This is a genomic window from Endozoicomonas numazuensis, assembly GCF_000722635.1.
Lineage (GTDB): Bacteria > Pseudomonadota > Gammaproteobacteria > Pseudomonadales > Endozoicomonadaceae > Endozoicomonas_A > Endozoicomonas_A numazuensis.
In genome coordinates, this window is sequence record NZ_JOKH01000003.1 from 409497 (window position 1) to 434736 (window position 25240).

A 25240-nucleotide genomic window follows, 5' to 3' on the forward strand; every position below is an offset into this window, starting at 1 on the left:
TGAAGCAGGATTGCGACCGGAAAAGGTAAGCTGATTCTTGATGTATAACTCCAAACATAATCTGAGACAGGGAAAGCTTGTGAGTTGGACTTGTTCATACTCTTTCCGTTAACAGTGGGGTCCACCAGAACGAGAACCACCCGGAATGTGACGATGAGAGCTTGAAAATGATCTACAAAAAACGTTTGAACGTTGAGTCTTCTATAAAATACTGGAAAACCAATGTTGTCATGGTAAATCGCCAGCTCATACTGTTCGAGCCCAGAGTAAGTATATCTTTCTATCGATATACTCTTCCTTCTAGCTAGAGTTGTTTCATTGAAACAACAGATGAGCCACTTTCAGCTCTGGGCGAAAATCTATATTTGCTTTGCACGCCTCACTCAAGCAACTAGGAACGTTCGTAGCTGCGTAAATTCAGTTGGTAAATAACAAAAAACGCTTAACATTACTTTAAAAACAAACCCCAACTCTTATGTCTATATTTACAACCATTATTGCTTGACAGCTTCACTATTCCAAAACCCTTGATTAGCTTTGAGAGATAAAAAAATACAAACAGGAGTTAAAATTAATGTAACGACCATAATAATTGGTTGATTACCAAAAGTATCTGCAAATAAGTAAACAGCCCCACCTCCAATAGGGAGCATAATTATATTTAACAGATAAAAAAAGCCCATAACCTGCCCCACAACCTCTTGTTCTATAATTGTTGTTCTTAGAGTTCTGTTGAATATATTATACAAAGTTATCCCTATAATAGACATCGAAAAGCCTACTACATAAAGCATATATCCTTCAGCAATAGAAAGTATCAGGAACCCTATCCCAATCATCCCTAGACCAGTTATTGAGAAAGAAAGCATCTTCATTTCTCTTATCAAATATGGCACTAATGCTAAATTTAAAAAGCCAAAAACCCCGCCAATAAAATTCAGCAACCCATAGTATCCATCATCCAACTTAAAAACTTCTGTCACAATAGCCGCATGTGAAGAAAGAACAACTGCAAACATAAAATTTGCAATGCAATTATTTATTGCTAATGCAAAAAGCGCTTTATTAGACCATACATATGAAACTCCAAAAAAAAGCCCTACTCCCTTATCTTCCTTATCTTCCTTATCTTCCTTATCTATTGTTATCTCCATATCTTTATAGAGTGAAATAGAAATTAGTCCAACAAAGAATAATAAACCTGCCAAACCAAGTATCTCTTCAAGTTTTAATAAAGTAGATGCATACGCAGCTAATGCCGGTCCCAGAGTCCAAGCCAACAATTCGCTAGATTGAACATAAGAATGCAAAACAGAGACATTTTTCAGTTCTTTTAGTGCAGATACTAGTTTTTCTGCTCCCATTCGACTAAATGGCAACATAAACGACAAGAGAAATGAACACACAAGAACAATATGTAAAGTATATTCTTCAAATTCAAACAAACAGATTGTTACAGCTACAATTACAATACAGCGAAGGAGTGCGGATAAAGCTAAAGACATCTTTGCCCCTAGTTTATCTACTATTATTCCTGCAATGGGATACATCAGTATTGCTGGTATCCATTCCACCATAAATGCAAGACCTGCATAAGAAGCACTACCAGTTAACTCTAAAACAATAAGTGGGATCGAAAATATAATAAATGTCTCTGCGAGTATCCCTAAAAACACAGATGACAAAAATAATAATAACGAGGCATTAAAACTTTCACCTCCTATTGCTTTAGAGCTGATCATATTCTCCCCCAGATTATATCAGTGCTTTTTCAACTAGTGAAAAGTCTCTGCTTTCATTAAACTCTCTAAGTTGATTAACAAGTTGTTGACCATATTGAGTAAATAAAAATTCCTTATCAACCACACCATTAACACAATCATTCAATGATACTGAAAACTCTTTCATCATTTCACAACTGCCTAAGAGTTTCTCAAAGTAAAGCAGAGGAACAGTAACAAATGCTGAGTGAACTGCTTTATCAAGGGGTCTCATATCACCGACTCTTACTGCTGATAATACTCTGTATTCTTCTTTATCAAGCTCCGATGCAGGTGAAGTAAACACCTTATTCACCATATCACACAGAAATACATTCAGATGTGTAGCCTCATGCACTAGAGTATTTGCCACATCAACTTCCGTCCAATCATCACCAATACTTATACAAATAACGCCCGGTAAGTGAGAACCTGTCCCCCCGCCAATTCGGGGTGAGTGAACAAAAACGACATCCGTCGTAACTAACTCAATTAATTGTAATAATTGAATGGACTTCTTCTCGATTAGCTTTATTGCTTCGTTGTAGAGATTCAAGCAATGCATCTGATATGATTCAGATTGAATCGTAATCTTATCATCTAAGTCGGCAGCTTCTGAGAAGACACCTTGCCTGATTGCTTCTCTAGCAATAGGACTATTATGAAACTGAACTTTTACATCATGATCACATTCAATTCCACGAATTTTTTCTATAGATTTCGAGTAAGAGAATTTTAGTTGTTCGTTAGAATCATATTCATCTTGCAAAACTGCTTTCGCAAGATTTTCTATATTTTCCCTACTATGAGATACACTCAGAAACATCTTCTTCACTCCTTGACGAGAAAACAACCTAGAGCCATTTCCTTGAGAAACTTCCCAACCAATCACTTCAGTTCTTAGAACTCCCAATAACCTTTTCAGAAAAGGTTATTGGGAGTAAACATTAAGAATCAGAAAGGACATTCAAAACGGTATGCTTTATCATTCAAATGAATAATTCTAATACAAAGAACCGTTATCTAGACCTTACCAATAGAGGGTATTAGACAGAAATAATTATCCCTCACTCTCTTCTGCACCACCACTAATTCTGTCAATGGTCCACCCACCCATCATGGATCGATTTTCTTCATTAAAGAATTCAGCAACATTATTATTTGTCTTGCTAGCACTCTCTTCTGCACCACCGCTAATTCTGTCAATGGTCCACCCACCCATCATGGATCGATTTTCTTCATTAAAGAATTCAGCAACATTATTATTTGTCTTGCTAGCACTCTCTTCTTCACCACCGCTAATTCTGTCAATGGTCCACCCACCCATCATGGATCGATTTTCTTCATTAAAGAATTCAGCAACATTATTATTTGTCTTGCTAGCACTCTCTTCTGCACCACCGCTAATTCTGTCAATGGTCCACCCACCCATCATGGATCGATTTTCTTCATTAAAGAATTCAGCAACATTATTATTTGGCTTGCTAGCACTCACTTCTGCACCATCGCTAATTCTGTCAATGGTCCAACCACCCATCATGGATCGATTAAAATCAGAAAAAAATCAGTTACATTAGATTTAATTACACTTTTCATTAAGCTATTCCGTTAACATCAGTGTTTATATTTATTTGCTTTTTGCCTAGGCAAAATAACCCTAACAAAAAGACTTTCGACGTACAACATATAAAAAGTAATTTCACTCTTCTTCTGTCAATCACATAGAAATAAGAACCTACCTAATAAAATCAAAAGAACACTCATAAAGATTTGATTTTCAATACAATTCCCTTACCTTATGAGAAGCCCTCTAATAATTAGGTCACAAGATAGAAATACTGTGTCAAACATTAAAAAACTCCGACATAAAACCTTTTTAGTGACCAAGTTATCACTTTTTAACATTCCCTCCTATCATCTCGCATAGCGTGTTTTCACATTCTTTTTATATCGACGTTAGAAGTAATACTCATACTATATTTACTTGTGATAAGTATCAGTAATTTTTTTCACCTTCCTCATAACTCTAACTTTTTCCAATATTTGAGTAGCTCATTATGCCCTTTTACTCATCAGCTACAATACTTAACTAAAGTGAAAAAACATCCCGAGAAGGCTCGTAGCGATCATATCTGGGCAGCTCGGCATCCATATCATCCCACTCAGCCTTTGACGTTATAAAATTATGGGAGATAGGACGCTCAGTGATTTCAGAATCCAATATCCCCAGTCGGATTCTATACCTTTCGGGATTGGCCGCGTTTGAGCTGTAAACAGGTGATCCACACTGCCTGCAGAAATGCCTTTTCTTACCTTCTACCCTCTCAAAAAAGGCCAGCTGATTTTCCGCATCAATCACTTTCAAATCTTTCGCTTCAATAAACCCATTGGTTGCGTATGCGGTACCGCTGGACTTTCTGCACAGAGAGCAATGACAATGAATAATATCGGAGATAGGCCCCTTCAGTTCTATTTGAATAGAACCGCACAAACAGCTGCCTTTATACATTTTATGACTACCAACCTGTTGCTCTGGCTGAGACTGACCCACATGACTGATGGGTGCAATACTTTCTTAAAATCCGTTCGGGCTGAGCCGTCGAAACCCAATACCCTTAGACAATCTCAGAGTGAACGGCATCCGAATGTAAAGCAGGAAGTTATTTCAAGACAAATCTTAAAGGAAGTGAGTTTCTCTGTGAGGCAGGAACCTGGAACCAGCCCAAGGTTTTCTGACACGCTACCGCCCTGAGATCTGACTGCCATAATTGCAATGACAGTAAAGCCTTGTCCCTGAGCTTAAACTGGCAACGTCCTGCCGCCTTTTTTATTTAGGCGACATTGTGCCAATATACAAACAGGAAGAACAGCTTAAATTTCGGGTTGTACGTATCACAATTATTTTTTGGGATGCGTTAAACGTTTTCTGATCTTTCCCAACAGTTCATGCCTAACTGTCTCCGATCTTGCTTCATTAATATTTATGCGAAATACGGTATATCCCATAAACTCCAGCATCGCGTTCACAAATCTGTAATTGCCTCGGACAGTGGGCTTAATGGAAGATTGAGCAGGATCACGGGCTGAATCAGGATCTGGCCAGATGAAATGTTGATGGCCATCCACTTCAACACAGATTTTCTCATCCGGCAGCAGGATATCCACAGGAAAGCCGTCTATCTCAGCTTCCTGCTCAATCTGGCAATGAGCTGGCAGATTTCTCTTCAAAGCTGAAAATACTTCTTTCTGAATTTTTGAAGAAGTGGTTCTGACCGTTCTGTCTGTTTTCACTACCGGTTCATAGTCAGTCTCTCGCCAGTATCTTCTGATCATATTCAACTGCCATTGCATCAACTGACCTCTCTGGGGATCATTGTCTCTCCCCTGATGGGCTTTTTTGGAGAGTTTCGAAACATCGGTTGATGGCCGGGCCATATCGAATCGGGCAAAATGCAATAATGTCAGGTGCCAGTAAATCTGGTCTCGGGTCAGGGCAGATTCCGCCAACTGTTTATCTTCTTTTATCGCATGATCCAGTATCTGACCACCCAGCTCCATTTGTTCTTTGCTCAGAGATAAGCGACACAGACTATTTAAAACCGAGACCGTTTGAGGCAACTTGTGCTTCTCCATGGATGGCAGACGTTTCAGATATTCACGGGCTATTCGCTCTACCTGCTGTTCCGCTGTACTGTAATTACAGTGAGATAGATAGACTGCCAGCTCACAAAGCCGCCTGGTCGTTGCCGTCTCAGAGCTGAAGTCCTGCTCTGACAACTGTTTTGCCAGCATCAGCAGGGCATCACCAGCAACATACGACCAGGTTCTGATATCACTATGGGAAAAACCACCTGCCAGCATATGCAGGTCTCTGATACAAACTTTTTCCTCGCCTGGCCATTGCTTTCTTTTGAACCTGTTTAACAATTCGTCCGCCATAACATCCATGGCCTCTGCAACCTGCCAGGCCTTCTTATCGGACTCATCAGACCTGCCCCGGGTTTTCATTCGATCCACTTTTCCCAGAGCACAGACAATCTGGGTGAAATCCCAGACTCCCCAGCCATTCTTAAGTGTCAACTGATGTTGTTCTCCCCGCCTTTGAATCTCGAGGGCTACCTTCTCCAAAGCCTCGGCCACCGATTCGGCCGGAATGACCTTACCCAGCCCATTACAAACCCTGGAAAAATCGATAGGTCCCCACCGATACCGACCACGAGGGCAAGCCTCAAAATCCCGATCCAGAAGTTCCTCAGCCAGTTCGATCAGGGCATGCTGAACCACATCGTTGTCTTTCAGTCTCGCCAGGGAGTTTGCGAACAATGCCAGGTGATCAGGCGTGTGATTGGTTTTCAGAGACTGCCTGAACAGCTCTGCACAATGCTGAATAAACACCTGTGCCATTTTCTCGGTATCTTTGTACTCCAAAAGCTTTGAGACTCGGTGGGTAAAGCGGGCCAGATCTTTGAAAGTAGTGAATCGAATAGCAGCACTACTTTCCTGACAGAATGGATTCAACAGCAGTTTGATTGCTTCACGCTCGTTTTCCGGTGACAGTTCATTCAACTGTTCAAGACTATCAGCAGGAAAAAAAGAGCTGACTGATGATACAGGCCTTGTGATGGCAGGTGGATGAGGAACCTTTTCTGAAGGGGGGATCTCCATAGGTTCAGGCAGAGGAAGCCTTGCTTTCAGCGTGGTTGCTTTTTTCGTTCGAATACGGGATTTCTTAACGGACGAGGAGCCAGCAGACTGATCAGTAAATGCCGATGCAGCAGGCATCCCCAGAGTTCTTTTGACGACGGGTTTAAAGTTGAATTTGACGAATTTAGGGGGACTGGAAGTAGCGTCTTCCTCAAGAGGACGCTTGTCGCCCAAACGCGGGGTTCCCTGTTCTGAAATATTCACCTGTCTGCTGTTTCCTGTTCCGTAACGGGTATTCAGGGTTTTGACCACCGAGAGCCTTCCAAGTTCCGGTTTTTACCTTTTTGACCTCACTGGAGAAGTGCTGGCCTGTGTCAATGACCCTTCGCTTACCTCTGATTTTCTAATCAGGGAGATGAGTGAAGAAGCTCCGTCACTGGGCTTTATCGAGCGGCTGGAGAACCCTCCGGAATTTAACGATATCAGTCCGGAGGCGGGTTTGAAGGCTTTAGTGTTCAGCCCTGTGAGCAATACTTCTCAGATTGAGGGAAATGTTTCCTTATAGATCAAAGGCCGCTTACAGCTGGTGCAGAGATAGTTTGTTCCTTTTATTGCGCGGTTATGCCGAATGCGAGTGAGGGGAATGGTTTTTCCTTCACACTGGCAGGTGTATAGAAAAGGGCGCTTTGAGGTCCGACTGGTGTCGTAGCTGTGGGTACGTCTGGCAGGAAGTTGGAATACGTGCTCCATAATAAACTGCCATTCCCTACCGTAGGGGCGAATCTTTCGAACAAAGTGCCGATCTGCAATCAGGTGTGGTACCTCATGACCAATAGTGTGCTCCAGAAAGTGTTCCTGGTTTTCCTTGAGCAGTTGCAGATTCAGTCTCAGAAGGTTTCTTTCCATCCATGCCTGTCCGGCTTTCTCTCCGTTGAGATCCAGGCGGACTTCCGGACGGGGAAAGCGTTTCAGAAAATGGCGTTCTGCCAGGCAATACAACTCGGTAACTCTTTGCTGCACTTGTTGCTGCACTTGTTGCTGCACTTGTTGCTGGATAAGAGAAAGGTCTGAGGTGACGGCGGTAGTCATAGATTCTCCAGAGGAAACAACTGCCCGCATGACTAGCCCGGAAAATTCATAAAGCCGCTCTAATCAGGGAAAAGACTGCTGAAATACTGAGATGTTCACTTTCTGATGTGTACGAAAATAAACGAACATCGCTCGTCGGCTTTTCGCTAGCCCGGATAATTCATAAAATAAGCAAAATTTGCCCTCAGCCCTTGATATAAATGACATTGCCACCAGAGTATTCCGGACACACCAGTTCGGAACTTGTGATGGATCAACCTGCTCAAGAAATACTCAAATTTCATCCGGTCAACGGCAAAACACTGAGAGCTGATTTTCAGGGTGGCGAGTTATCATCTGATTTTGGGACCATTTTACTGCGCGAAACCATGCTGCATAGCGGTCTCATTTCCAAGCTGTCCAACGCGATTGATGATAAACGCCACCAATCCTACATCGACCATCCCTTGCAAGACCTCCTGACCCAGAGAGTTTTGCAGATGGCCTGTGGTTATGAGGACGCCAACGACAGCAACTATTTGCGCAAAGATCCTATGTTCAAGCTTGCCGTTGGAAGAAACCCGCTGAGCGAAGAGGGTCATTTAGCGTCAGCTCCGACGTACACCAGGCTTGGGCAGTCAATGACCAAAAAGGACATCTACAAGATGGCCAAGGCTCTTGCTGAGCATTTCATCAGCAGTTACGAGCTACCACCGATGGCAGCCATAATTGATCTGGATCACACGCCGACCATTACCCATGGTGGTCAACAAATGAACCTGTTCAATGCTAAATATAATGACTACTGTTACCTGCCATTACTGATATTTGAAGGACTCAGCGGCAAGTTGATTACTGCTGTCTTGCGTCCGGGTAAAACACCTACAGGCAAAGAGAACGCCGCCATTCTTAAGCGCGTCATTCAGCTGATCCGACGGAGGTGGCCGAAAACGTATTTGCTGGTTCGGGGTGATAGCCATTTTGCCCAGCCTGAGCTAATGCGGGTTGTTCAGGATGATCCGCATTCCGACTATGTGCTGGGCAAAGGGGCAGGCCATAAAACAGCTCTACGACCCAAAGCCAAAGAGTTACTGGATGAGGCTCGACAAGCACTCAAGGTCAAGACCGGCCTGGCCAGATTAAACAATATGCCAATACCCGAGCGGCTCAGGCTTTACGGAGAAGCAGAGTATCAGGCCAAAAGCTGGAAAGGCCTGGATACACGAATCATCTACAAGGCAGAGGTCAACCAGAAAGGCGACAATCCTCGTTTTATTGTGACATCGATAAAAGAGGCTTCTCCTGAGGTCATTTATGAAGAGCTTTACTGCCCAAGAGGCCAGGATGAGAACTTCATCAAGCATCTGAAAAGCGACCTGTCTGGTGACAGGCTATCAGACCAGGGCTTTCTGGCTAACCATCTGAGGATGTTTTACGCCTGTGCTGCTTACGTTATCCACCATGAGTTAAGAACCAAGGCCCTGAAAGGCACAGAACTGGAAAAAGCTCAGCCCTCAACAGTGATTGCGAAGCTCTGCAAAATTGCAGTGAAAGTGGTCGAATACAAAGATCGGATCAAGTTACATCTGCCTCGTAGCTGTCCATTCAGGGGGCTTTTGCGGCATGTGACAGAAGTGTTTTATTCGATGCCGCCACCCCGACCGGGATAAATGACTCTGCAGGCACTCAATTGAGTCAAAAAGCGACCAGATGAAAGAGCTCTGGGGGGGGNGGCGTTTATTTGGAATTGGAGGTTTAGCGATAAATCTATCAGCCAAGCGTGCGTCTTGCTTGAAAAGTTGGTGCAGGAGGTCAATTGAAAAGTAGTCCGGCCAAAAAACTCAGATCCAAGCCCCTTGGCAAAGGCTCGAACCTTGTTTATGAAATATCCGGGCTAGCTCTTTTCCCGCCATGACAGCATTTTTCCAACAGATCCATGCAATAAGCATGAATATGTCGGAAAAATGTGTCAGCCGAAAAAATAGCAGAGCGAGAAGCTCGACACTTTATGAAATTTCCGGGCTAGCAGTCTGTTGAATCCAAAACAATTTCGGTTTGAATCAGCTTGTTTCGGTCAAAAACACGACTAATCTTCTGGCTAAGATTTTTGGGAGAGTAGATAAAAATGTAACGATGATTGAGTGGCTCTTCCAAAATGCTCTCTACGATATATTGTTGCAATAATTGGTTTTTAGATGAAACAGATCGGTCGGTTAACGATAAGCCTGTTAATGCTTATTATGTTATTTTTTTTAGGGCAGGCTAAAGCAGAAACGATGTACAGTGAAGGTGCGATATGGGTCGAATTGCTCTTTAAACAGGCGCAATCTGACACTGTCAAAGATTCGAATAAAGGTGTTTCTCTACGAAAAAATAAGGTTGGCTATCGAAGGTCAGTGGAGCCATATATAGCTGTGCCCAAGGGCTTTGAAAAACAGCCAGATCTACCCTCGAATGAAACTGACTATTATTGGCAGAACGATATTATTCCGACAGCATCCTATCTGTCACTTGATTTAGAGGAAGGGGGTTCTGCACAGCATACACGGTCTGGATTTGATGCAGCGTCTGTACGACCTCGGGAAGTTTCAAACTCCTCTTCACCATCACCCAGTCCAACTCAAGGTTCTGATCAATCGGAGAGCACTGCTGATTCATCAAAAGCGTCGGAGGCTGGGAGAAGTAGCGATGAAGCAGGCACGAGCATTGTGCCACTAAACATTCTGGTGACGGGAGCAAACGGATATATAGGCAGCCATGTAACTATAGAATTGCTCGATGCCGGGCATAATGTAATTGGATTGGATAACCTGTCAAATTCTCATAAATCGTCTTTAACCCAGGTTGAAGCGCTCACTAGTAAATCGGTAATACAAAACGAAGCGGACATCACTGACAGAGATTCTCTGGAAAGAGTCTTTGCGATGAATAAAATTGATGCTGTGGTTCACTGTGCTGGCCTGAAAGCTGTTGGTGAGTCCCAGGAACAGGGAGAAAGGTATCATAATGTCAATGTAAAGGGGACTCGAAACTTGCTGGACATTATGGAGAAGTTCGGTGTAAAAAAAATCGTTTTCAGCTCTTCAGCAACAGTTTATGGACGTCAGAAAGAAATGCCTATAAAGGAAACCGCGGTGTTGCCTGAAAAAGCTGATAGTAATTATGGCCAGAATAAAATCGACATTGAAAAAATGCTAATGGCAAAAAACCAGGCAGATAATCAATGGAGAGTCTTTATTCTTCGATATTTCAACCCTATAGGAGCTCATCAATCAGGGGATGTTGGTGAGAGTCCAAAGGGGAGGGCCAATAATCTGTTACCAGCCATTCTGGAAGTGGTGGCAGGGAAAAGGGCACATCTTGATATTTATACTGGTTACTCTACGGCCAGTGGTACCGGCGAGCGCGACTATATTCATATCTCTGACTTGGCCAGAGGACATTTAAGAGCCATTGAGCAGATGCAGAAAACGAAAGGTGTACACATTTATAATCTGGGTACTGGTCAGCCGTACAGTGTGATAGAGGTTGTGAGCAGTTTTGAAATGGTTACAGGTGTAAAAATAGTAACCAGAAATAAGGGCCCCCGTTCTGGTGATGTAGATAGTTGCTATGCTGATCCATCGAAAGCTAATAAAGAACTGAACTGGACTGCAAAGTACAGCTTGACTGATATGATCAGGGATTTATGGAACTGGTATCAGAAACACCCTGATGGCTATGACAGTGATCATGATTCTGATACAACAGATTCCTGAATGGATACGATCATTTTATAAAGGGATAGAAACAATCCACACTTGCCTGAACAGGCAGGTTCCAGCCAAACTATAAGGCTTTCAACAAGAACCCAGCCCTGCTCCCGTTGAGCTGTTACGGAACTTTATGACCCAACAACGCCCGGATACCAACGATTACCTCTCCCTGTTCCTGAACGACATTCCGCTGATGGATGTTCGGGCACCTGTTGAATTCAGCAAGGGGTCATTCCCTCTGGCCAGCAACCTCCCTATTCTGGACGATCATCAGCGCGAAATAATTGGTACCGAATACAAGCAGCAAGGACAGGACTCTGCTATTTCTCTGGGCTATGAACTGGCAACAGACGAAGTACGTGCCGAAAGAGTGGCCGGATGGCAACAATTTGTTCAGCAACACCCGGAAGGTTACCTGTTCTGTTTTCGTGGTGGGCAGCGCTCACATATCACACAATCCTGGTTGGCCGAGTCCGGATCTCCCTATCCACTGATCAAGGGTGGCTATAAAGCGCTCAGAAGATGTCTGATTGATGAGCTGGAAAAGTCGGTTGAGGAAACTCAGTTCATTATTCTCAGTGGTAAAACGGGCACCGGCAAGACCCGCCTGATTCATGATATTGATGACAGCGTTGACCTGGAAGGTCTGGCCAACCACCGGGGCTCCAGCTTCGGCCGCCGTTATGGGGGTCAGCCTACCCAGATCGACTTTGAAAACCGTCTTTCTGTTGCCATGCTCAAACACCGCCACTTTAAAGCAGGTAAACCGGTGCTTTTGGAAGACGAAAGCAAACTGATAGGCCGTTGCAGCCTGTCTCAGGCCTTCAAGGATAAAATGCAGCAATCACCCATTATTCTGCTGGAAGAAACCATTGAAGAGCGTGTTGAAATTGGTTTACAAGAGTATGTCAGTGACAACCTGGCTGAATTCCAGGCGGTATATGGAGAAGAAGAAGGATTTAACCAGTTCAGTCAGGGGTTAACCGACAGCCTTCATCGAATTCGCAGAAGACTGGGGGGAGCCCGTTATCAGGAACTGGGAGACATTCTGTCTGAGGCGCTGAAACAGCATGAAAACCAGGGAGTCATTGATGGCTATCGACCCTTAATTCAACATTTACTGGCCGGCTATTACGACCCCATGTACGAATATCAGCTGGAACAAAAACAGGGACGAATACTGTTCAAGGGCAACCGGGAAGATATCAGAAACCGTTATCCTGAACTGGCACTACAAGCCTGAGATACGGGTCGGTTTCGGTAAAACAGGGCCATACCCCATACCAGAATGGCAATGACAGCCCATTCTTGATGGCTGGGTATGCGCCCTTCCATCATAAAAATAAAAAGTACGCCAAATAACACTTCCAGGGTTGTGCTGGGGTAGAACCCCGAATCACTGTTATACAAGACCGCTTTGCGCCGGTATATCCGGGCTACACCCGTGGCCAGGACACCCGCTACTAGGAGGCTGACCGAGAATAGACAGCCCGGCCTAAAATCCAGAAAGAACGGCCATCTTTTCCACTGAATTTGCTTAAATAGGTCAACTATTCGCACAAATTCAGTGAAAAAGCTGACTCGTTCTACTGAATTTTATGCTCGGACGCTATTCTCGGTCAGCCTCCTAGCAGTCCACCGCCAAGAAAAGCTCCGTCTATTTTAACCAGTCCTTCAGGAAACAGACTGAGTTCAGGATGGCCCAGCCAGGTCATTGGATAGATCAGAGGCAGTGCAAGCATGGACGCCAGTCCAGTGAGCAAATAACGATCTGAGGGATCGATATCTGGACGCCTGATAGCCATTAACAGCTGCATGCGAGTCCCCAGAAGCCAGCATACACTGGCCAGCAGTAACCAGAACAAACCTTCAATCATCTTGTGCTCATGGAAGTCCGAGTAGTTCTGATCCAGCTTCTGGCTAATCAGCAGAAACAATGCTCCCACCAATAGCAACAAGGGCATGGTGAGCTTGTTGCACTCTCTTTTCCCCAGAAAGTACTTATGAAAAATCATGGGCAATGCAGCCATCAGAACGCAGGCAAATACGCCCCCGAGACTGCGGATACTGATCACTAAAAAGAGGTAATAGAGGATATTTGTTAGCAGAGCCACCCAGATCCAGGGCTGGATACCATCCTGTTGAATTCTTTGAATAATTTCGCGACGAAAGAGAATAATCACTGATACCCAGAGACCAAAAACGGCAAATCGTCCTGCTACCAGTTCCATAGCAGAATAGTCCGACAACCATTCAGGTATAACGATCAAGCTTCCCAGCAACGCTCCGGACAACAGTAAATAAACAACTCCTCTGGAAACCAACGCGACTGTACTCCATAGACAAACTTCAGGTTAACTGAGCATTGTCCACAAAATCAGGATTTTCCAGCCTCCAGAAGGGATTCACTGACTTAGGATTTGCCCCAAAATAACTTCCCGATTTTCACCCGGACTCCGTTCGCCCTGAGCTTGTCGAAGGGTTATAGCATTGGGCTTCGACAAGCTCAGCCCGAACGGATTTTGAGCAGATTTGAATAAGGAAGTTATTTTGGGACTATTCCTTAACCCGACCAGCGAGGCAGCAAAACGGATAAAATCTGCTTTAATTATTAGCTTTGCGGGGAAAAGAGCCTTCATGAAGAATTTTGTCCTGTTAGCGGCTCTGTTCTTGAGTCAGATCAGTCCGGTTCAAGCCAGAGATCTGCCTGAAATTCTGAACTCAGGCACTCTTAGGGTAGGTACCACAGGTGACTATCCGCCATTGACAGAATGCAATCAGCGGATGCAATGCTCTGGCTTCGCAATCGACCTGGCTGAGTCTCTGGGTAAATACCTGAGTAAACTCTATGCTCAGCCAGTAAAGGTGAAGTACATAAATACCAACTGGCCCGATTTATCGACGGATCTGAAAAATGACCGCTTCGATATTGCCATGGGCGGGATCTCATACAGTGATTCACGGGCCAGAGATTTCCTGCTCAGCGATGGTATTACTCCCTGTGGCAAAGTCGCCTTGATTAGAAAGGAGTTTTTCCCTCAGGTTACGGGGCTGAATGACCTGGCGCTCATTGCAGCACTCAATCGCTCAGAAGTTCGAGTCGTTGAAAACCCCGGAGGCCTGAATCTGGTATTTGCTGAACAACACTTGCCCAATGCCCAGTTGATCATCACCGCCAATAACAAAGAACCGTTCCTGGTTCTTAGAGAAGATAAAGCTGACGTCATGATTACTGACCTGATAGAAGCCCGTTACCGGCTGAAAAAAAATCCGTCTCTGACCATTGTCAACCCGGCTATGTTCACTGAAACCCGCTCGCATAAAGTCTTCATGATGCAAAAGAACAGTCGAAAGCTGGCTGATCAGGTCAATATCTGGCTGGGTAAAACCAATATTGATGACCTTAAAAAGAAGTGGTTCTAAACCACAGTTATACCAATCGCACTTTCAAAATCCCCTATTGTGCAGCCATTATCCGGACTAATAAAGTCAGCCAATCCCATCTTCACATAATGATTGTCCAGGAGCCTGTCGAAGTGCATGACCCGCATCCTTCGATAAGTTCAGGATGAACAGAGGACATATGAGCATTAACGCCTGGCTGCACCCGCCTCATTGCGGCATTTCACAAGGCAGTCCAGAAAAGCCACATTTCAAAAATGACTGACTGCAGGTAGTATCGGGGAAATCAATTAAATCCAATACCAAGGGAAGTGTCCGTGTCCACAGATTTCGATGCTTTTATCGACAGAAGTCACACCTCCAGTCTGAAGTGGGATCGCTACAAAAATAAAGACATATTGCCTTTCTGGGTAGCCGATATGGATTTCAAATCCGCACCAGAAATCATTGAAGCTTTGCAACAGCGTATTGAACATGGTGTCTTTGGCTACACACTGGCCGATGAAGGTTTGGAAGATCGCATTGTCGATCGAATGCACAACCTCTATGACTGGTCCATTGAAAAAGAATGGATCGTCTGGCTACCAGGTTTGGTGACTGCACTCAATATTGCGGTGAGAAGTGTTGCCGGCCCTGGCGAAACCGTTGCCGTACCACTCCCGGTCTACTACCCCTTTCTGATGGCGCCAAAACTGGGTGGACGTCAGATGATTGGACTGGACTGGGTCCTCAAAGACAACCAGTGGCAGCTTGACCTGAAAGCATTTAAAGAGCGGATTACAGAAGACACAAAACTGTTGATGCTGTGTAACCCCCAGAACCCCAATGGACGTGTGCTGACTCTGGAAGAGCTGGAAACAATTGAGGCTATTTGCAAGAAACACAACATTGTCGTTTGTTCTGATGAAGTTCATTGTGACCTGATCCTTGATCGCAATGCTGAACACATCCCTTATGCCAGTCTCAGCGAGTTCACCAGGGACACCTCCATCACCCTGATGTCCCCTTCCAAAACCTTTAATGTCGCCGGCTTTGGCTGCGCCTTTGCCATTATTCCAGATGGCACACTGCGCATGGAATTCCAGAGAGTTCGCAAGGGTATTGTACCTGACCCGGATAATATGCTGATCGGTTACACCGCAGCCAAGGCAGCTTATGAGCACGGTGAACCCTGGCGCCAGAGCCTACTGGATTACCTGCGAGGTAATCATGACTTGCTGATGTCGGAAATTAACGGTATCGAAGGCCTTAGCATGCTACCGCTGCAGTCTACCTATCTGGCCTGGATCAACGTCAGCGAATTAGGCCTGGACGACCCACAGCGTTTCTTTGAAGAAGCCGGGGTGGGCCTCTCTCCCGGAGCTCAGTTTGGTGACCGGGATTATCTAAGACTGAACTTTGGCTGTAGTCGATCCACACTGGAAGAAGGCATTCAAAGAATCAAGGCAGCAGTCGCCAGCCTGAATTCATAACATTTCTTTTTAATCTCTAACCCCACAGAGTGTGGCTGTCGTTTAATAGCTGGCAGCCCCTTCACTCCTTTATCTACGCAATTAAACTTTTCCTGAATAAGGATCTCCCAGCGTGTTCCCTGATAAAAACTAATGACTTAAAGTTGAAATTTAAAGCCGATAACCAAGTATCAGTCAACCCGATGACACTGGCTCACCGGTCAACCTTGATACTTCTGTCTTTAACCACTAAACCATGTATTATCATTTATTAGCCGCTGATCAGGCCGTACAGCATTGATCATAGCTTTGGGGGCTAGCACGTGCTGAGCAAGACACCTACATTAACAACCTCTTCTCTCCAGACTCCGACAAGAACCATCATTCTTAGTTCAGGTGCTCCGGAAGAAAAACGGCTGGAGCTTATCCAGTACTTCTGCGAAACCTTCGATATTTATGACCGTCTTTTTGAGACATTAGCCAGCGATCAGGCTTATTACCGAAAAGCTATTTCTCTGCGCCACCCTCTTATTTTTTATTACGGTCATACGGCTTCATTTTTTATCAACAAATTGATAGCTGCCCGCCTGATAAAAGATCGGGTCGATGCAAACATAGAAGCCATGATGGCGATCGGTGTTGATGAAATGTCCTGGGATGACCTGGATGAAAAAAATTACGACTGGCCTACTGTTGCCGCCATGAAGGAATACCGGCAAAAAGTCAGGACAAAAGTGATTAATTTTATTACAACCATGCCCCTGGAAATGCCGATTACATGGAATAGCCCTGCATGGCTGATCATAATGGGCATTGAACATGAGCGTATCCACCTGGAAACCTCATCGGTCCTGATTCGGCAGCTGCCTCTGGCGTATGTCAATCCTCACCCATACTGGCAACCTTGCAGAAGTACAGCCGCTGCCCCTGAAAATCAATTAATTGAGCATCCCGGTGGTCATCAGGTTCTTGGCAAATCTTTTGATAATGAGCTTTATGGCTGGGATAACGAGTATGGTCAGTACGAAGAGAGCATTCCTCCTTTCAAGGCCAGTCAGTTTCTGGTCAGCAATCAGGAGTTCCTTGAGTTTGTGCAAGATGGCGGGTACAGCACAGAAAAATACTGGACCGATGAAGGCTGGGCCTGGGCTACCTTTGCCAGAGCCATGCATCCCGAATTCTGGGTCCCCAGCGGAGAACATTACCGTTACCGCACCATGCTGGAAGAAATTGATATGCCCTGGGACTGGCCTGTGGATGTAAACTGCCACGAGTCACAGGCATTCTGTCGATGGAAGTCAGACATTACCGGCCTGCAGATACAGCTGCCTTCTGAAGCTGAGTGGTACTGTCTGAGAGAAACGATTGATACTGACCAGCCCTACTGGGAACAGGCTCCCGGTAATATCAACCTTGAGTACTGGGCTTCTTCCTGCCCGGTTAACCAGTTCAAGACCGGTGACTTCTATGATGTTATTGGGAATGTCTGGCAATGGACAAGCACTCCTATCGACGCTTTTGAAGGTTTCAAGGTTCACCCTTATTATGATGATTTTTCAACCCCCACTTTTGACGGCAAACATAACCTGATCAAAGGGGGCTGTTGGGCCTCAACAGGCAACTACGCCATACGGGATTCGCGATACGCCTTCAGACGACACTTTTTCCAGCATGCAGGTTTTAGATATGTTGAATCTACGGTTAAACATGATGACTGCCTGAACCCCTATGAAACGGATGCCCTGGTAGCCCAGTATCTGGAATTTCATTACGGCGAGCGCTATTTCGGCGTTGATAATTTCCCGGTGGCGTGCGCCCAAGCCTGTCATGAGCTGCTAAAAGAGACGGCCTGTACTAGAGCACTGGATCTGGGTTGTTCAGTAGGACGCAGTAGTTTTGAGCTGGCTCGCTGGTTCAGCCATGTTGACGGTATCGACTTCTCTGCACGTTTCATTTCTGCAGCGTCTGAACTGCAACAGAACGGTAAAATACGCTATTTTGTTCCTTCTGAAGGTGAGCTGGGTGATTATCGTGAAGCCAGACTTTCAGAGTTTGCTGAAGATATTGATGTCAGTCGTGTACTGTTTACCCAGGGAGACGCATGCAACCTTAAAAGCAAGTACAACAACTACGACCTGATCTTCGCTGGAAATCTGATTGACCGATTGAATGATCCCCACAGTTTTCTATCCACAATTCACGAGCGAATTCGCCCGGATGGATTACTGGTGCTCACATCTCCCTACACCTGGCTGGAAGATTATACGTCAAAAGACAAATGGCTAGGTGGAATTCGTGAGAATGGAGAGGCTCTGACTACCTATGACGGACTGCATAGAGTTTTGAATCAACATTTTACGGAGGTTCAACCACCCAGAGATATCCCGTTTGTAATCCGGGAAACGGCCAGAAAGCATCAGCATACTGTCGCCCAGGCTACTTTCTGGAGGAAAAAAACGCTCTGACCCCAACAGTGGCCTGATAGACGAACATCTATCAGGCCACTGATTGCTTGATAATCTGAGCACTAGGAGGCTGACCGAGAATAGACAGCCCGGCCTAAAATCCAGAAAGAACGGCCATCTTTTCCACTGAATTTGCTTAAATAGGTCAACTATTCGCACAAATTCAGTGAAAAAGCTGACTCGTTCTACTGAATTTTATGCTCGGACGCTATTCTCGGTCAGCCTCCCAGGAGCCTGTCGAAAGATGTTGGTAATGCACTAGGAAAGCCGTAATAAGTAGCTTAAACCTTTCTTAACAAGCCTGTTCGAATGACCCCATTTACATTCATCTACCCCAAATGAACTAAATAAAAATAAGCCAACTGATTTAAAGTAGGCAGAAAAGTAGTCTGGATACTCTGTAAAGAGAGTGCCAGAGCGAAAGTGCTGTCCCTCCAAGCGCTGTAACTGCAGCATTTTCAGAGCCGCTATAAGCTCAAAATAAAAACAACAATAATGGAACGGAATTCGCGCAGTGAAGACTTTTCTTTCTATCTCTACCAGCACAGCCACTGGCATGCTGGCTGCTGGACTTGCTTTGTTCAGCGGGACGGTCTCGGCAGAGACATCAACCTCATCCAACGTTCCGGCAAAACTGCCTTTCGAAGTAACAGAGGAGCGAGTGCGATGTGCCAATTATGATCCCCTGAAGCAGCCTTTCTTTGGCGACTTGCATGTCCATACCAGTTACAGCTTTGACTCCTTTGTATCCAGCCAGAGAAACACACCCTGGGACGCCTACCGCTATGCGAAAGGCGAAGCCATCACTCTGCCTGACGAAAGAGGTGAACAGAAAATTATCGCCAAAATCCAGCGCCCTCTGGATTTCACCGCAGTCACCGATCATGCCGAATTTCTTGGGCAGATTAACGTGTGTGCTGACGATCCCAGCGAGCCCGGCTACTGGTTCCCTTACTGCATGATGACCCGAAGCAACACCTACCCCATTCAGCTCCTTGCCGCTGACTATTGGCAGGGGTTGGGCGTCAGCGGCACCAGCGCCAACAAAGAAAAGTCTTTCGCTTGTACACTTTCCGATTGTGATGCGGGTCAGGCCAAATACTGGAACAACATTCAGCAAGCAGCAGAAGATCATTATGACCGTACCGAAGCCTGCAGTTTTACGACCATGGTAGGTTACGAGTACACCGATGCCCCTGAGTTCAAGAACATGCATCGTAACGTCATTTTCAGAAATGACCGTGTAGTAGAGAAAACCATTTCAACCTACGAAACCGGTAGCTACAACTATCCCGATCTTTGGAAAAAATTACGCAAAGACTGTACAGATAAGGGTACTGGTTGTGATGTTATTTCTATTCCCCATAACCCTAATCTCTCTGGCGGCCTCATGTTCCGAGACCCTCTTAATGAAGAAGAGCGGGATAACAGAATTTATTTTGAACCTCTGGTAGAACTGGTTCAGCATAAGGCTGCTTCAGAATGTCGCTATGACCGACTGGCCGGTCGAGGTGTACAGACCCAGGATGAACTCTGCGACTTTGAACAAACCGTTGCAGATAACCTCAGTATGCTGGGAACCGTATACGGGAAGGTCATGGCTGAAGGTGCCAAACCGGTGCCTGTTGATGAGTTTGCGCCTCGTAACATGGTCAGAAATGCCCTGAAAGATGGCCTGAAGCTGGGACAGGAAGACGGTGTTAACCCCTTTAAAATGGGCTTTATTGGCTCAACCGATACCCATAGTGCTACTCCAGGAGGGGCTGAAGAAGATAACTTTACCGGACATCTGGGTAAACGTGATTCAGGGTACCGTAATGTTCAGGATCACTTCTTTGATAACCCCGGTGGCCATGCCGTCGTCTGGGCTGAAGAGAACTCACGGGACAGTCTCTTTAATGCCATGAGACAACGTGAGGCCTATGCCACCAGTGGTACTCGCCCTATCGTTCGCTTTTTCGCAGGCTGGGATTTCAAACCTGAAATGTGTAATGCCTTTGACCTGGTCAAACAGGGTTATGAGCGTGGTGTCGCTATGGGTGGCGACATGACATCCAGACCGGGTAATGAAGCGCCCACTCTGCTGGTAACCGCCATGAAAGATCCGGGCATCTTTGGTCACCCCGGTACCGATTTGCAACGAATCCAGATCATCAAGGGCTGGGTAGACAAAAACGGTAAAACCCACGAGAAAGTGATTGATATGGCCGGTAACCCTGATAATGGCGCGACCGTTAATAAAAAGACCTGTGAGCCTGAAGGTCAGGGCTATGCCAGCTTGTGTGGTGTCTGGAAGGATCCTGAATTCAACCCAGAACAACCTGCTTTCTATTACGCTCGTGTCGTAGAAAACCCCAGCTGTCGCTGGAGCACACTGCAGTGTAAGTCTTACGGTGTAGATCCTTTCTCACCCAATTGCGAACAGCAAGCCGCAACCCAGACAGAAAATATGGATGATATGGGGGATATTTTCGGTCGCTGCTGTATCGACCCGAAGAACGAACCTTTTTACTCACCCACTATTCAGGAACGTGCCTGGACTTCACCTGTCTGGTACACACCTGAAGACAAGCAAAGTTCTATAAAAACAGCCTCTATTGAAAGGTAAATCAATATGATAAGACGTATGGGAAAACGTCTGTTGTTATCACCTTTACTCCACTGCCTCTGGCTTGGCATGGCCCTTCTCTGGGTCACTGCCGAGCCGGAGCCGGCTCCGGTGATTTCCATCAGTGAACAGCAGATCAAAGACCTCCAGGTTCAATGGCAACTGCAAACCGGCAGAACTCCTGACGCTCAGCGTACGGCCATGCTGATCGATGCCAGCATTGAGAATGAAATTTTATTTCAGGAAGCCATGAATCGTCGTTTTGATCAGCTGCCTGTCGTTAAAAATCGACTGCAACAGCTGGGAGGCTTTCTCAAACTTACCGAGGGTGATGCCCGGGAGAACGCTGTAGCCAATGAGAAAGAAGCCCTTAAACTTGGGCTCGATAAAACCGACCCTCTGATTCGACGCTACCTGGTCTCATCCATGAAAGAAGTTATTTCGGCAGAGAGTCCGGTGGATGCTCCTGACCAGAAGGCACTGGAAGCCTACTATGAGGAACATAAAGAACAATATCGCCAGCCTGGTGCGATCAAGATCAGTCATGTGTTTTTTGGCGGTTTTGAACAAAACTCGCTGAACAGGGCGAATAGCCTGCTTGCCGCTATGCCAGTAGCTAAAGAAGACGCCATACGCTCCGGTGATCCTTTCTTTAATGGCCACCAGCTGCCTTTTCTGAATGAGCAACAATTGTCAAAGCGACTGGGATCTGATTTTGCACGTCAAGTTATGACTATGAAATCAGGTCAATGGCATGGCCCGATCGCCTCCAGTTATGGCTACCATCTGGTTTGGGTCAAGGAGACAAAACTGGATCACTACCGACCCTTGAAAGAAGTAGCCGAACATATTCGCTCCAGAATCCTCCGCGATAAACGACAAAACATGCTGATGCGCGAGCTTGAGGAGTTGAAAGAAAATTACATCATCGATGTTGCAGATGTAGGTCTTGATGCTTCAACCATGACCTTCCCGGATTTCAGTAGGGAACGTACTTTATGAAGAACCTATTTTTGTTATTCCCGCTTCTGCTGATATTGTCCGGTAAAGTCAGTGCTCACCCCATGGCTCCCGGTCTATGGGCCATGAACGAACAAACACCCGGAAACTTTCTGGTTATCTGGAAAACATCGTTGAAACCCATGCCCGGTATACGACTGACACCCGTACTGCCAGAAGGCTGTATCAGCAACAGTCAGCTTACCGGAAATCAAGAGGGAACAGGGCAGGTTGTCCAGTGGACGACCGACTGCTCTTCAATTGATTTGATTGGCAGTGAGTTCAGGGTAGAAGGACTGGACGGCAGCCCCTCCGGTGTTCTTTTCAGAATGAAGACGCTGGATGGCAACCTTTATCATCAAATGCTCAGCAGCGATGATCCAGCTATTACCCTTTCACCCGCACCTGACGCTCTTGAGATCATGTGGACTTATGTTGTTTCAGGATTTGATCATCTGCTCTCCGGGCTGGATCATGTCTTCTTCGTCATCATGCTGACCTTGCTGGTAGGCTGGGGCAGACAACTGGTCTGGACCATTACGCTCTTCACTCTCGGTCACTCAGTGACTCTTTCCCTGACGGCGCTGGGCTACGTTAACTTTCCGGTTATGCTGGTTGAAGCCATTATTGCGCTGAGTATTGTGGTAGCGGCGGCTGAAGTCATCAGGAATGACTCAAAGAGTTTGTTCAGAAGACGCCCGTGGCTAATGTCAGGAGGCTTCGGCCTGTTACACGGAATGGGGTTTGCCGGTGTTCTCAGTGAGTTTGGTTTGCCAACGAATGATATCCCTCTGGCTTTGGCCGCATTTAATATTGGTATTGAGATTGGTCAGCTCCTGGTCATAGCGGTATTTATTGTGATCTGGAAGGGTATTCTTAAAATCAAATCGGACTGGTCGTCACTTTCTCAACAACTGGCCAGGCTGACACCGGCCTATGCCATCGGCGCAGTTGCTGCACTTTGGTTTTGGCAGCGAATAGGTCTAGAACCTTTACTGGCAATCTGAAAATATCAAACCATTTCCTCTTCAAAACCACCCTTTGAAGAGGAAAATTCTTTTACCCTTCCGTATTCAGTCATTATTTCTTTAGTCCATTTGCGACAAACGAGCCTTTGATCTATTTGTTAATACTCTGCTGTTTTTCAGGGCATGGTAATCACAATGTTGACGCGAATAATAACAAGTCGGTGGCTCAGTCAACTTATTAGGACGGCAACACTTTTTTTCCTGTGCACACCCCAGGCGGTCGCTTTGGGTTTTGTACTCAACATTTTTTTCTTACCACTTAATCACCCGTTGTATAGTGGTTTTTTCACTGCTTTGAATATTCCTGACTTCCAGTCTTTACAGTACTGGAAAAGCTTTGAAGTGACAGCCCTGCCTGCCCAGGGAGCCTCTCCGGTTCAAGGTGAATTTTCAGTCACTGATGTTTCAAGAGAGGTTCAACCAGTAGTTCCTAAGGACCTGAAATTTACCCACAAGCATGTTATGAAAACGGTCTCCGAGACGAAACAGGAAGTTAAAAAACCACCCGTTCCTGAGAAACAGGAAGTTAAAAAACCACCCGTTCCTGAACAGAGCGCTTCCCCCAAGTCAACAAACACTCTTAAAAGGCGACTAACTGGAAAAAATAAAAGCAAGGAGGCTGAAAGCCCCAGAAAACAGCTTCCACTTCCACCCCCCGCCCCTGCCTGCGCGGTTGCACTCAATACCCATGGAGCACTTCCGAATCGAATTTTTACGGGAGGAATGGATTTCTCTATCTCACACACTTCCAGTGATAGAAGACAGAGCACAGTCATCACTCACACAGAAAATCAAGAAGGATCAGGCTATAGCACTTCTGTAGAGAGCGGTTTGATTGTGGATGGAACTACCCGCCTATTAGAAGATCTTGAATCCCGTGGTTTTTTATCACCCCATGGTGAGTTTAACTGGACAGAAGGATTCAATCTGCAAAACGCTCTGACGAGGATCTCCAAAGGATGGCATGATTCCATGTACGACAACCTGTTAGGAATTGATTGCCGATGGTCCATTCACGCAGTCATTGGTAAGAATGCCGGTGCGTCGCATCAGGTTTTGCTGGGGTTTGTGTTTCATCAGCAGCATACCGGTGAGGCTTTTTTTGTACAGATTTTTACCACTCAGACAGCACCACAACCCCAGGTTACGCCCGTTCCAGCCATACCTCATAATCCGCTCAATGTAGCAGCTGTGTCTCCCGTATTTCATGTTCCTGAGCCAGACACAGACCAACATGCCCCCGAATTAGAGACTCTGGTGCCTCCACCGGCAACACTGGACCCGCTCGCGGATGATCCTACCTTCCAGGAAGATGATCCAGGTATTGATAACACTGGCCATCATCCTACCCTCCATGCAGGAAGAAGACCAAGAGGGCAGAGAACTCCTACACCCGGATCCCACCCCGGCAGTTTTACTCCGGGAGGCATACCCATACCCGTGGGCAACCACCCTCCCAGTGAAGGCTACTTTTCAGGTTTGGTCAGTACTCCTTCACCATCATATTTTACTGTTCAGGGAAACACCCCGGATCGGCCTGACTATTATAACGTCCAGGTGCAACAGCCACCCCCTCCTGCTCTCCCCCAAGAGCCAGAGATCCCTACACCACTGGATCTTCACGAGATTCCACAAAGGATCCACCAGCAGCTCATCAGTGATTTCAAAGATAACGTTCGTGCTCCCTATGAAAGCAGGAGGCGAACCTACGAGCAAGCGTTAAGAGATTACCCGAGTCAGCTGGATGCTTATAGAGGAACTTTAAGTAATAACGAGAGACGGTCTCTTATAGAACGATGGTCGAAAGCCTTCCGCGCAGCTCTACTTGATCAGATCAAGTCAGTATCATGTCGGGATGAATCCGGAGCGAGTCAAATGAAACCGAATCGAACCGACTTTGATCCTGATGGAGGTTCAGGGGGGGGCTTTTTCGGTGGCAAAGCGTTTATTTTAAACACCCACATCAGGTTGAGCCAGTGAATATTTCACCAATATAGAGGATGGGTCATACCTGTTAAGAGCCTCTGTTTTCCATTATTATATTGCCCAATTCAGACAGT

The 25240-nt window shown here is 45.8% G+C and carries 19 protein-coding genes; 11 read left to right on the forward strand and 8 right to left on the reverse strand.

What is annotated here, in order from left to right:
- Positions 1–494: 494 nt before the first annotated feature.
- The 5 genes from GZ78_RS14630 to GZ78_RS14650 all read right to left on the reverse strand — a co-directional run bounded on the left by GZ78_RS14630 (position 495) and on the right by GZ78_RS14650 (position 6668).
- Entirely contained in the window at positions 495–1742 is a 1248-nt protein-coding gene (locus GZ78_RS14630; protein WP_034837458.1) for an MFS transporter, read from the reverse strand.
- A 13-nt stretch (positions 1743–1755) separates the two neighbouring features.
- Positions 1756–2673 carry an aKG-HExxH-type peptide beta-hydroxylase gene (locus GZ78_RS14635; protein ID WP_034837460.1) on the reverse strand — a complete coding sequence of 306 codons (918 nt, stop codon included), beginning with the start codon at positions 2671–2673 and terminating at the stop codon, positions 1756–1758.
- A 147-nt stretch (positions 2674–2820) separates the two neighbouring features.
- Complete coding sequence (locus GZ78_RS14640; protein WP_152558745.1) at positions 2821–3255, reverse strand: hypothetical protein; 435 nt, start codon at positions 3253–3255, stop codon at positions 2821–2823.
- Between the two features lie 594 nt (positions 3256–3849).
- Positions 3850–4269 (reverse strand): GFA family protein, encoded by a 420-nt coding sequence (locus GZ78_RS14645; protein ID WP_034837465.1) that lies wholly within the window; start codon positions 4267–4269, stop codon positions 3850–3852.
- Positions 4270–4658: 389 nt separating this feature from the next.
- A complete protein-coding gene (locus GZ78_RS14650) occupies positions 4659–6668 on the reverse strand; it encodes a hypothetical protein (protein WP_236631578.1) in 2010 nt (669 codons plus the stop codon).
- Between the two features lie 97 nt (positions 6669–6765).
- On the opposite strand from GZ78_RS14650, the gene GZ78_RS14655 reads away from it, so the two are divergent.
- Positions 6766–6969, forward strand: coding sequence for a class I SAM-dependent methyltransferase (locus tag GZ78_RS14655; RefSeq protein WP_236631599.1), 204 nt, complete (start codon positions 6766–6768; stop codon positions 6967–6969).
- Here GZ78_RS14655 and GZ78_RS14660 read toward each other — a convergent pair.
- Positions 6942–7493 (reverse strand): SprT-like domain-containing protein, encoded by a 552-nt coding sequence (locus tag GZ78_RS14660; protein WP_051786202.1) that lies wholly within the window; start codon positions 7491–7493, stop codon positions 6942–6944. The two genes, GZ78_RS14655 and GZ78_RS14660, sit on opposite strands and share 28 nt — an antisense overlap.
- A 248-nt stretch (positions 7494–7741) precedes the next feature.
- Between GZ78_RS14660 and GZ78_RS14665 the strand changes: the two genes are divergently transcribed.
- The 3 genes from GZ78_RS14665 to mnmH all read left to right on the forward strand — a co-directional run bounded on the left by GZ78_RS14665 (position 7742) and on the right by mnmH (position 12470).
- Positions 7742–9142, forward strand: a complete 1401-nt coding sequence (locus GZ78_RS14665; protein ID WP_051786143.1) for an IS1380 family transposase — start codon at positions 7742–7744, stop codon at positions 9140–9142.
- Positions 9143–10180: 1038 nt separating this feature from the next.
- On the forward strand, positions 10181–11230 hold the full coding sequence (galE, locus tag GZ78_RS14670) for a UDP-glucose 4-epimerase GalE (RefSeq protein WP_034838348.1): 1050 nt from the start codon (positions 10181–10183) through the stop codon (positions 11228–11230).
- Between the two features lie 127 nt (positions 11231–11357).
- Entirely contained in the window at positions 11358–12470 is a 1113-nt protein-coding gene (mnmH, locus tag GZ78_RS14675; protein WP_034837474.1) for a tRNA 2-selenouridine(34) synthase MnmH, read from the forward strand.
- A 376-nt stretch (positions 12471–12846) separates the two neighbouring features.
- Here the strand turns inward: mnmH and GZ78_RS14680 are convergent, their stop codons facing one another.
- A complete protein-coding gene (locus tag GZ78_RS14680) occupies positions 12847–13551 on the reverse strand; it encodes a hypothetical protein (protein WP_152558746.1) in 705 nt (234 codons plus the stop codon).
- A 313-nt stretch (positions 13552–13864) separates the two neighbouring features.
- On the opposite strand from GZ78_RS14680, the gene GZ78_RS14690 reads away from it, so the two are divergent.
- The 3 genes from GZ78_RS14690 (at position 13865) to ovoA (ending at position 18545) form a co-directional block, all read left to right on the forward strand.
- Positions 13865–14650 carry a transporter substrate-binding domain-containing protein gene (locus tag GZ78_RS14690; protein ID WP_034837483.1) on the forward strand — a complete coding sequence of 262 codons (786 nt, stop codon included), beginning with the start codon at positions 13865–13867 and terminating at the stop codon, positions 14648–14650.
- Between the two features lie 296 nt (positions 14651–14946).
- A complete protein-coding gene (locus tag GZ78_RS14695) occupies positions 14947–16101 on the forward strand; it encodes a MalY/PatB family protein (protein WP_051786203.1) in 1155 nt (384 codons plus the stop codon).
- A 302-nt stretch (positions 16102–16403) separates the two neighbouring features.
- Positions 16404–18545 carry a 5-histidylcysteine sulfoxide synthase gene (gene ovoA / locus GZ78_RS14700; RefSeq protein WP_152558747.1) on the forward strand — a complete coding sequence of 714 codons (2142 nt, stop codon included), beginning with the start codon at positions 16404–16406 and terminating at the stop codon, positions 18543–18545.
- A gap of 258 nt (positions 18546–18803) precedes the next feature.
- Here ovoA and GZ78_RS30345 read toward each other — a convergent pair whose 3' ends face one another.
- Positions 18804–19220 (reverse strand): hypothetical protein, encoded by a 417-nt coding sequence (locus tag GZ78_RS30345; protein WP_236631579.1) that lies wholly within the window; start codon positions 19218–19220, stop codon positions 18804–18806.
- Between GZ78_RS30345 and GZ78_RS14705 the strand changes: the two genes are divergently transcribed.
- From GZ78_RS14705 to GZ78_RS14720, 4 genes are all read left to right on the forward strand, one after another.
- The gene (locus GZ78_RS14705; RefSeq protein ID WP_236631580.1) at positions 19207–21153 is read left to right on the forward strand and encodes a DUF3604 domain-containing protein; all 1947 of its coding nucleotides are present in this window, start codon (positions 19207–19209) and stop codon (positions 21151–21153) included. The two genes, GZ78_RS30345 and GZ78_RS14705, sit on opposite strands and share 14 nt — an antisense overlap.
- 6 nt (positions 21154–21159) lie before the next feature.
- A complete protein-coding gene (locus GZ78_RS14710) occupies positions 21160–22155 on the forward strand; it encodes a peptidylprolyl isomerase (RefSeq protein ID WP_081869870.1) in 996 nt (331 codons plus the stop codon).
- The gene (locus tag GZ78_RS14715; RefSeq protein WP_034837494.1) at positions 22152–23159 is read left to right on the forward strand and encodes a HupE/UreJ family protein; all 1008 of its coding nucleotides are present in this window, start codon (positions 22152–22154) and stop codon (positions 23157–23159) included. Before GZ78_RS14710 ends, GZ78_RS14715 begins: the two co-directional genes overlap by 4 nt.
- A 246-nt stretch (positions 23160–23405) precedes the next feature.
- Complete coding sequence (locus tag GZ78_RS14720) at positions 23406–25160, forward strand: hypothetical protein (RefSeq protein ID WP_034837495.1); 1755 nt, start codon at positions 23406–23408, stop codon at positions 25158–25160.
- The last annotated feature ends 80 nt before the right edge of the window (positions 25161–25240 follow it).

Coding starts and splice junctions, on each gene's coding strand:
- GZ78_RS14630 (WP_034837458.1), bottom strand. CDS start 1,742: ATGATCAGCTCTAAAGCAATAGGAGGTGAAAGTTTTAATGCCTCGTTA.
- GZ78_RS14645 (WP_034837465.1), bottom strand. CDS start 4,269: ATGTATAAAGGCAGCTGTTTGTGCGGTTCTATTCAAATAGAACTGAAG.
- GZ78_RS14660 (WP_051786202.1), bottom strand. CDS start 7,493: ATGACTACCGCCGTCACCTCAGACCTTTCTCTTATCCAGCAACAAGTG.
- GZ78_RS14665 (WP_051786143.1), top strand. CDS start 7,742: ATGGATCAACCTGCTCAAGAAATACTCAAATTTCATCCGGTCAACGGC.
- mnmH (WP_034837474.1), top strand. CDS start 11,358: ATGACCCAACAACGCCCGGATACCAACGATTACCTCTCCCTGTTCCTG.
- GZ78_RS14690 (WP_034837483.1), top strand. CDS start 13,865: ATGAAGAATTTTGTCCTGTTAGCGGCTCTGTTCTTGAGTCAGATCAGT.
- GZ78_RS14710 (WP_081869870.1), top strand. CDS start 21,160: ATGATAAGACGTATGGGAAAACGTCTGTTGTTATCACCTTTACTCCAC.
- GZ78_RS14715 (WP_034837494.1), top strand. CDS start 22,152: ATGAAGAACCTATTTTTGTTATTCCCGCTTCTGCTGATATTGTCCGGT.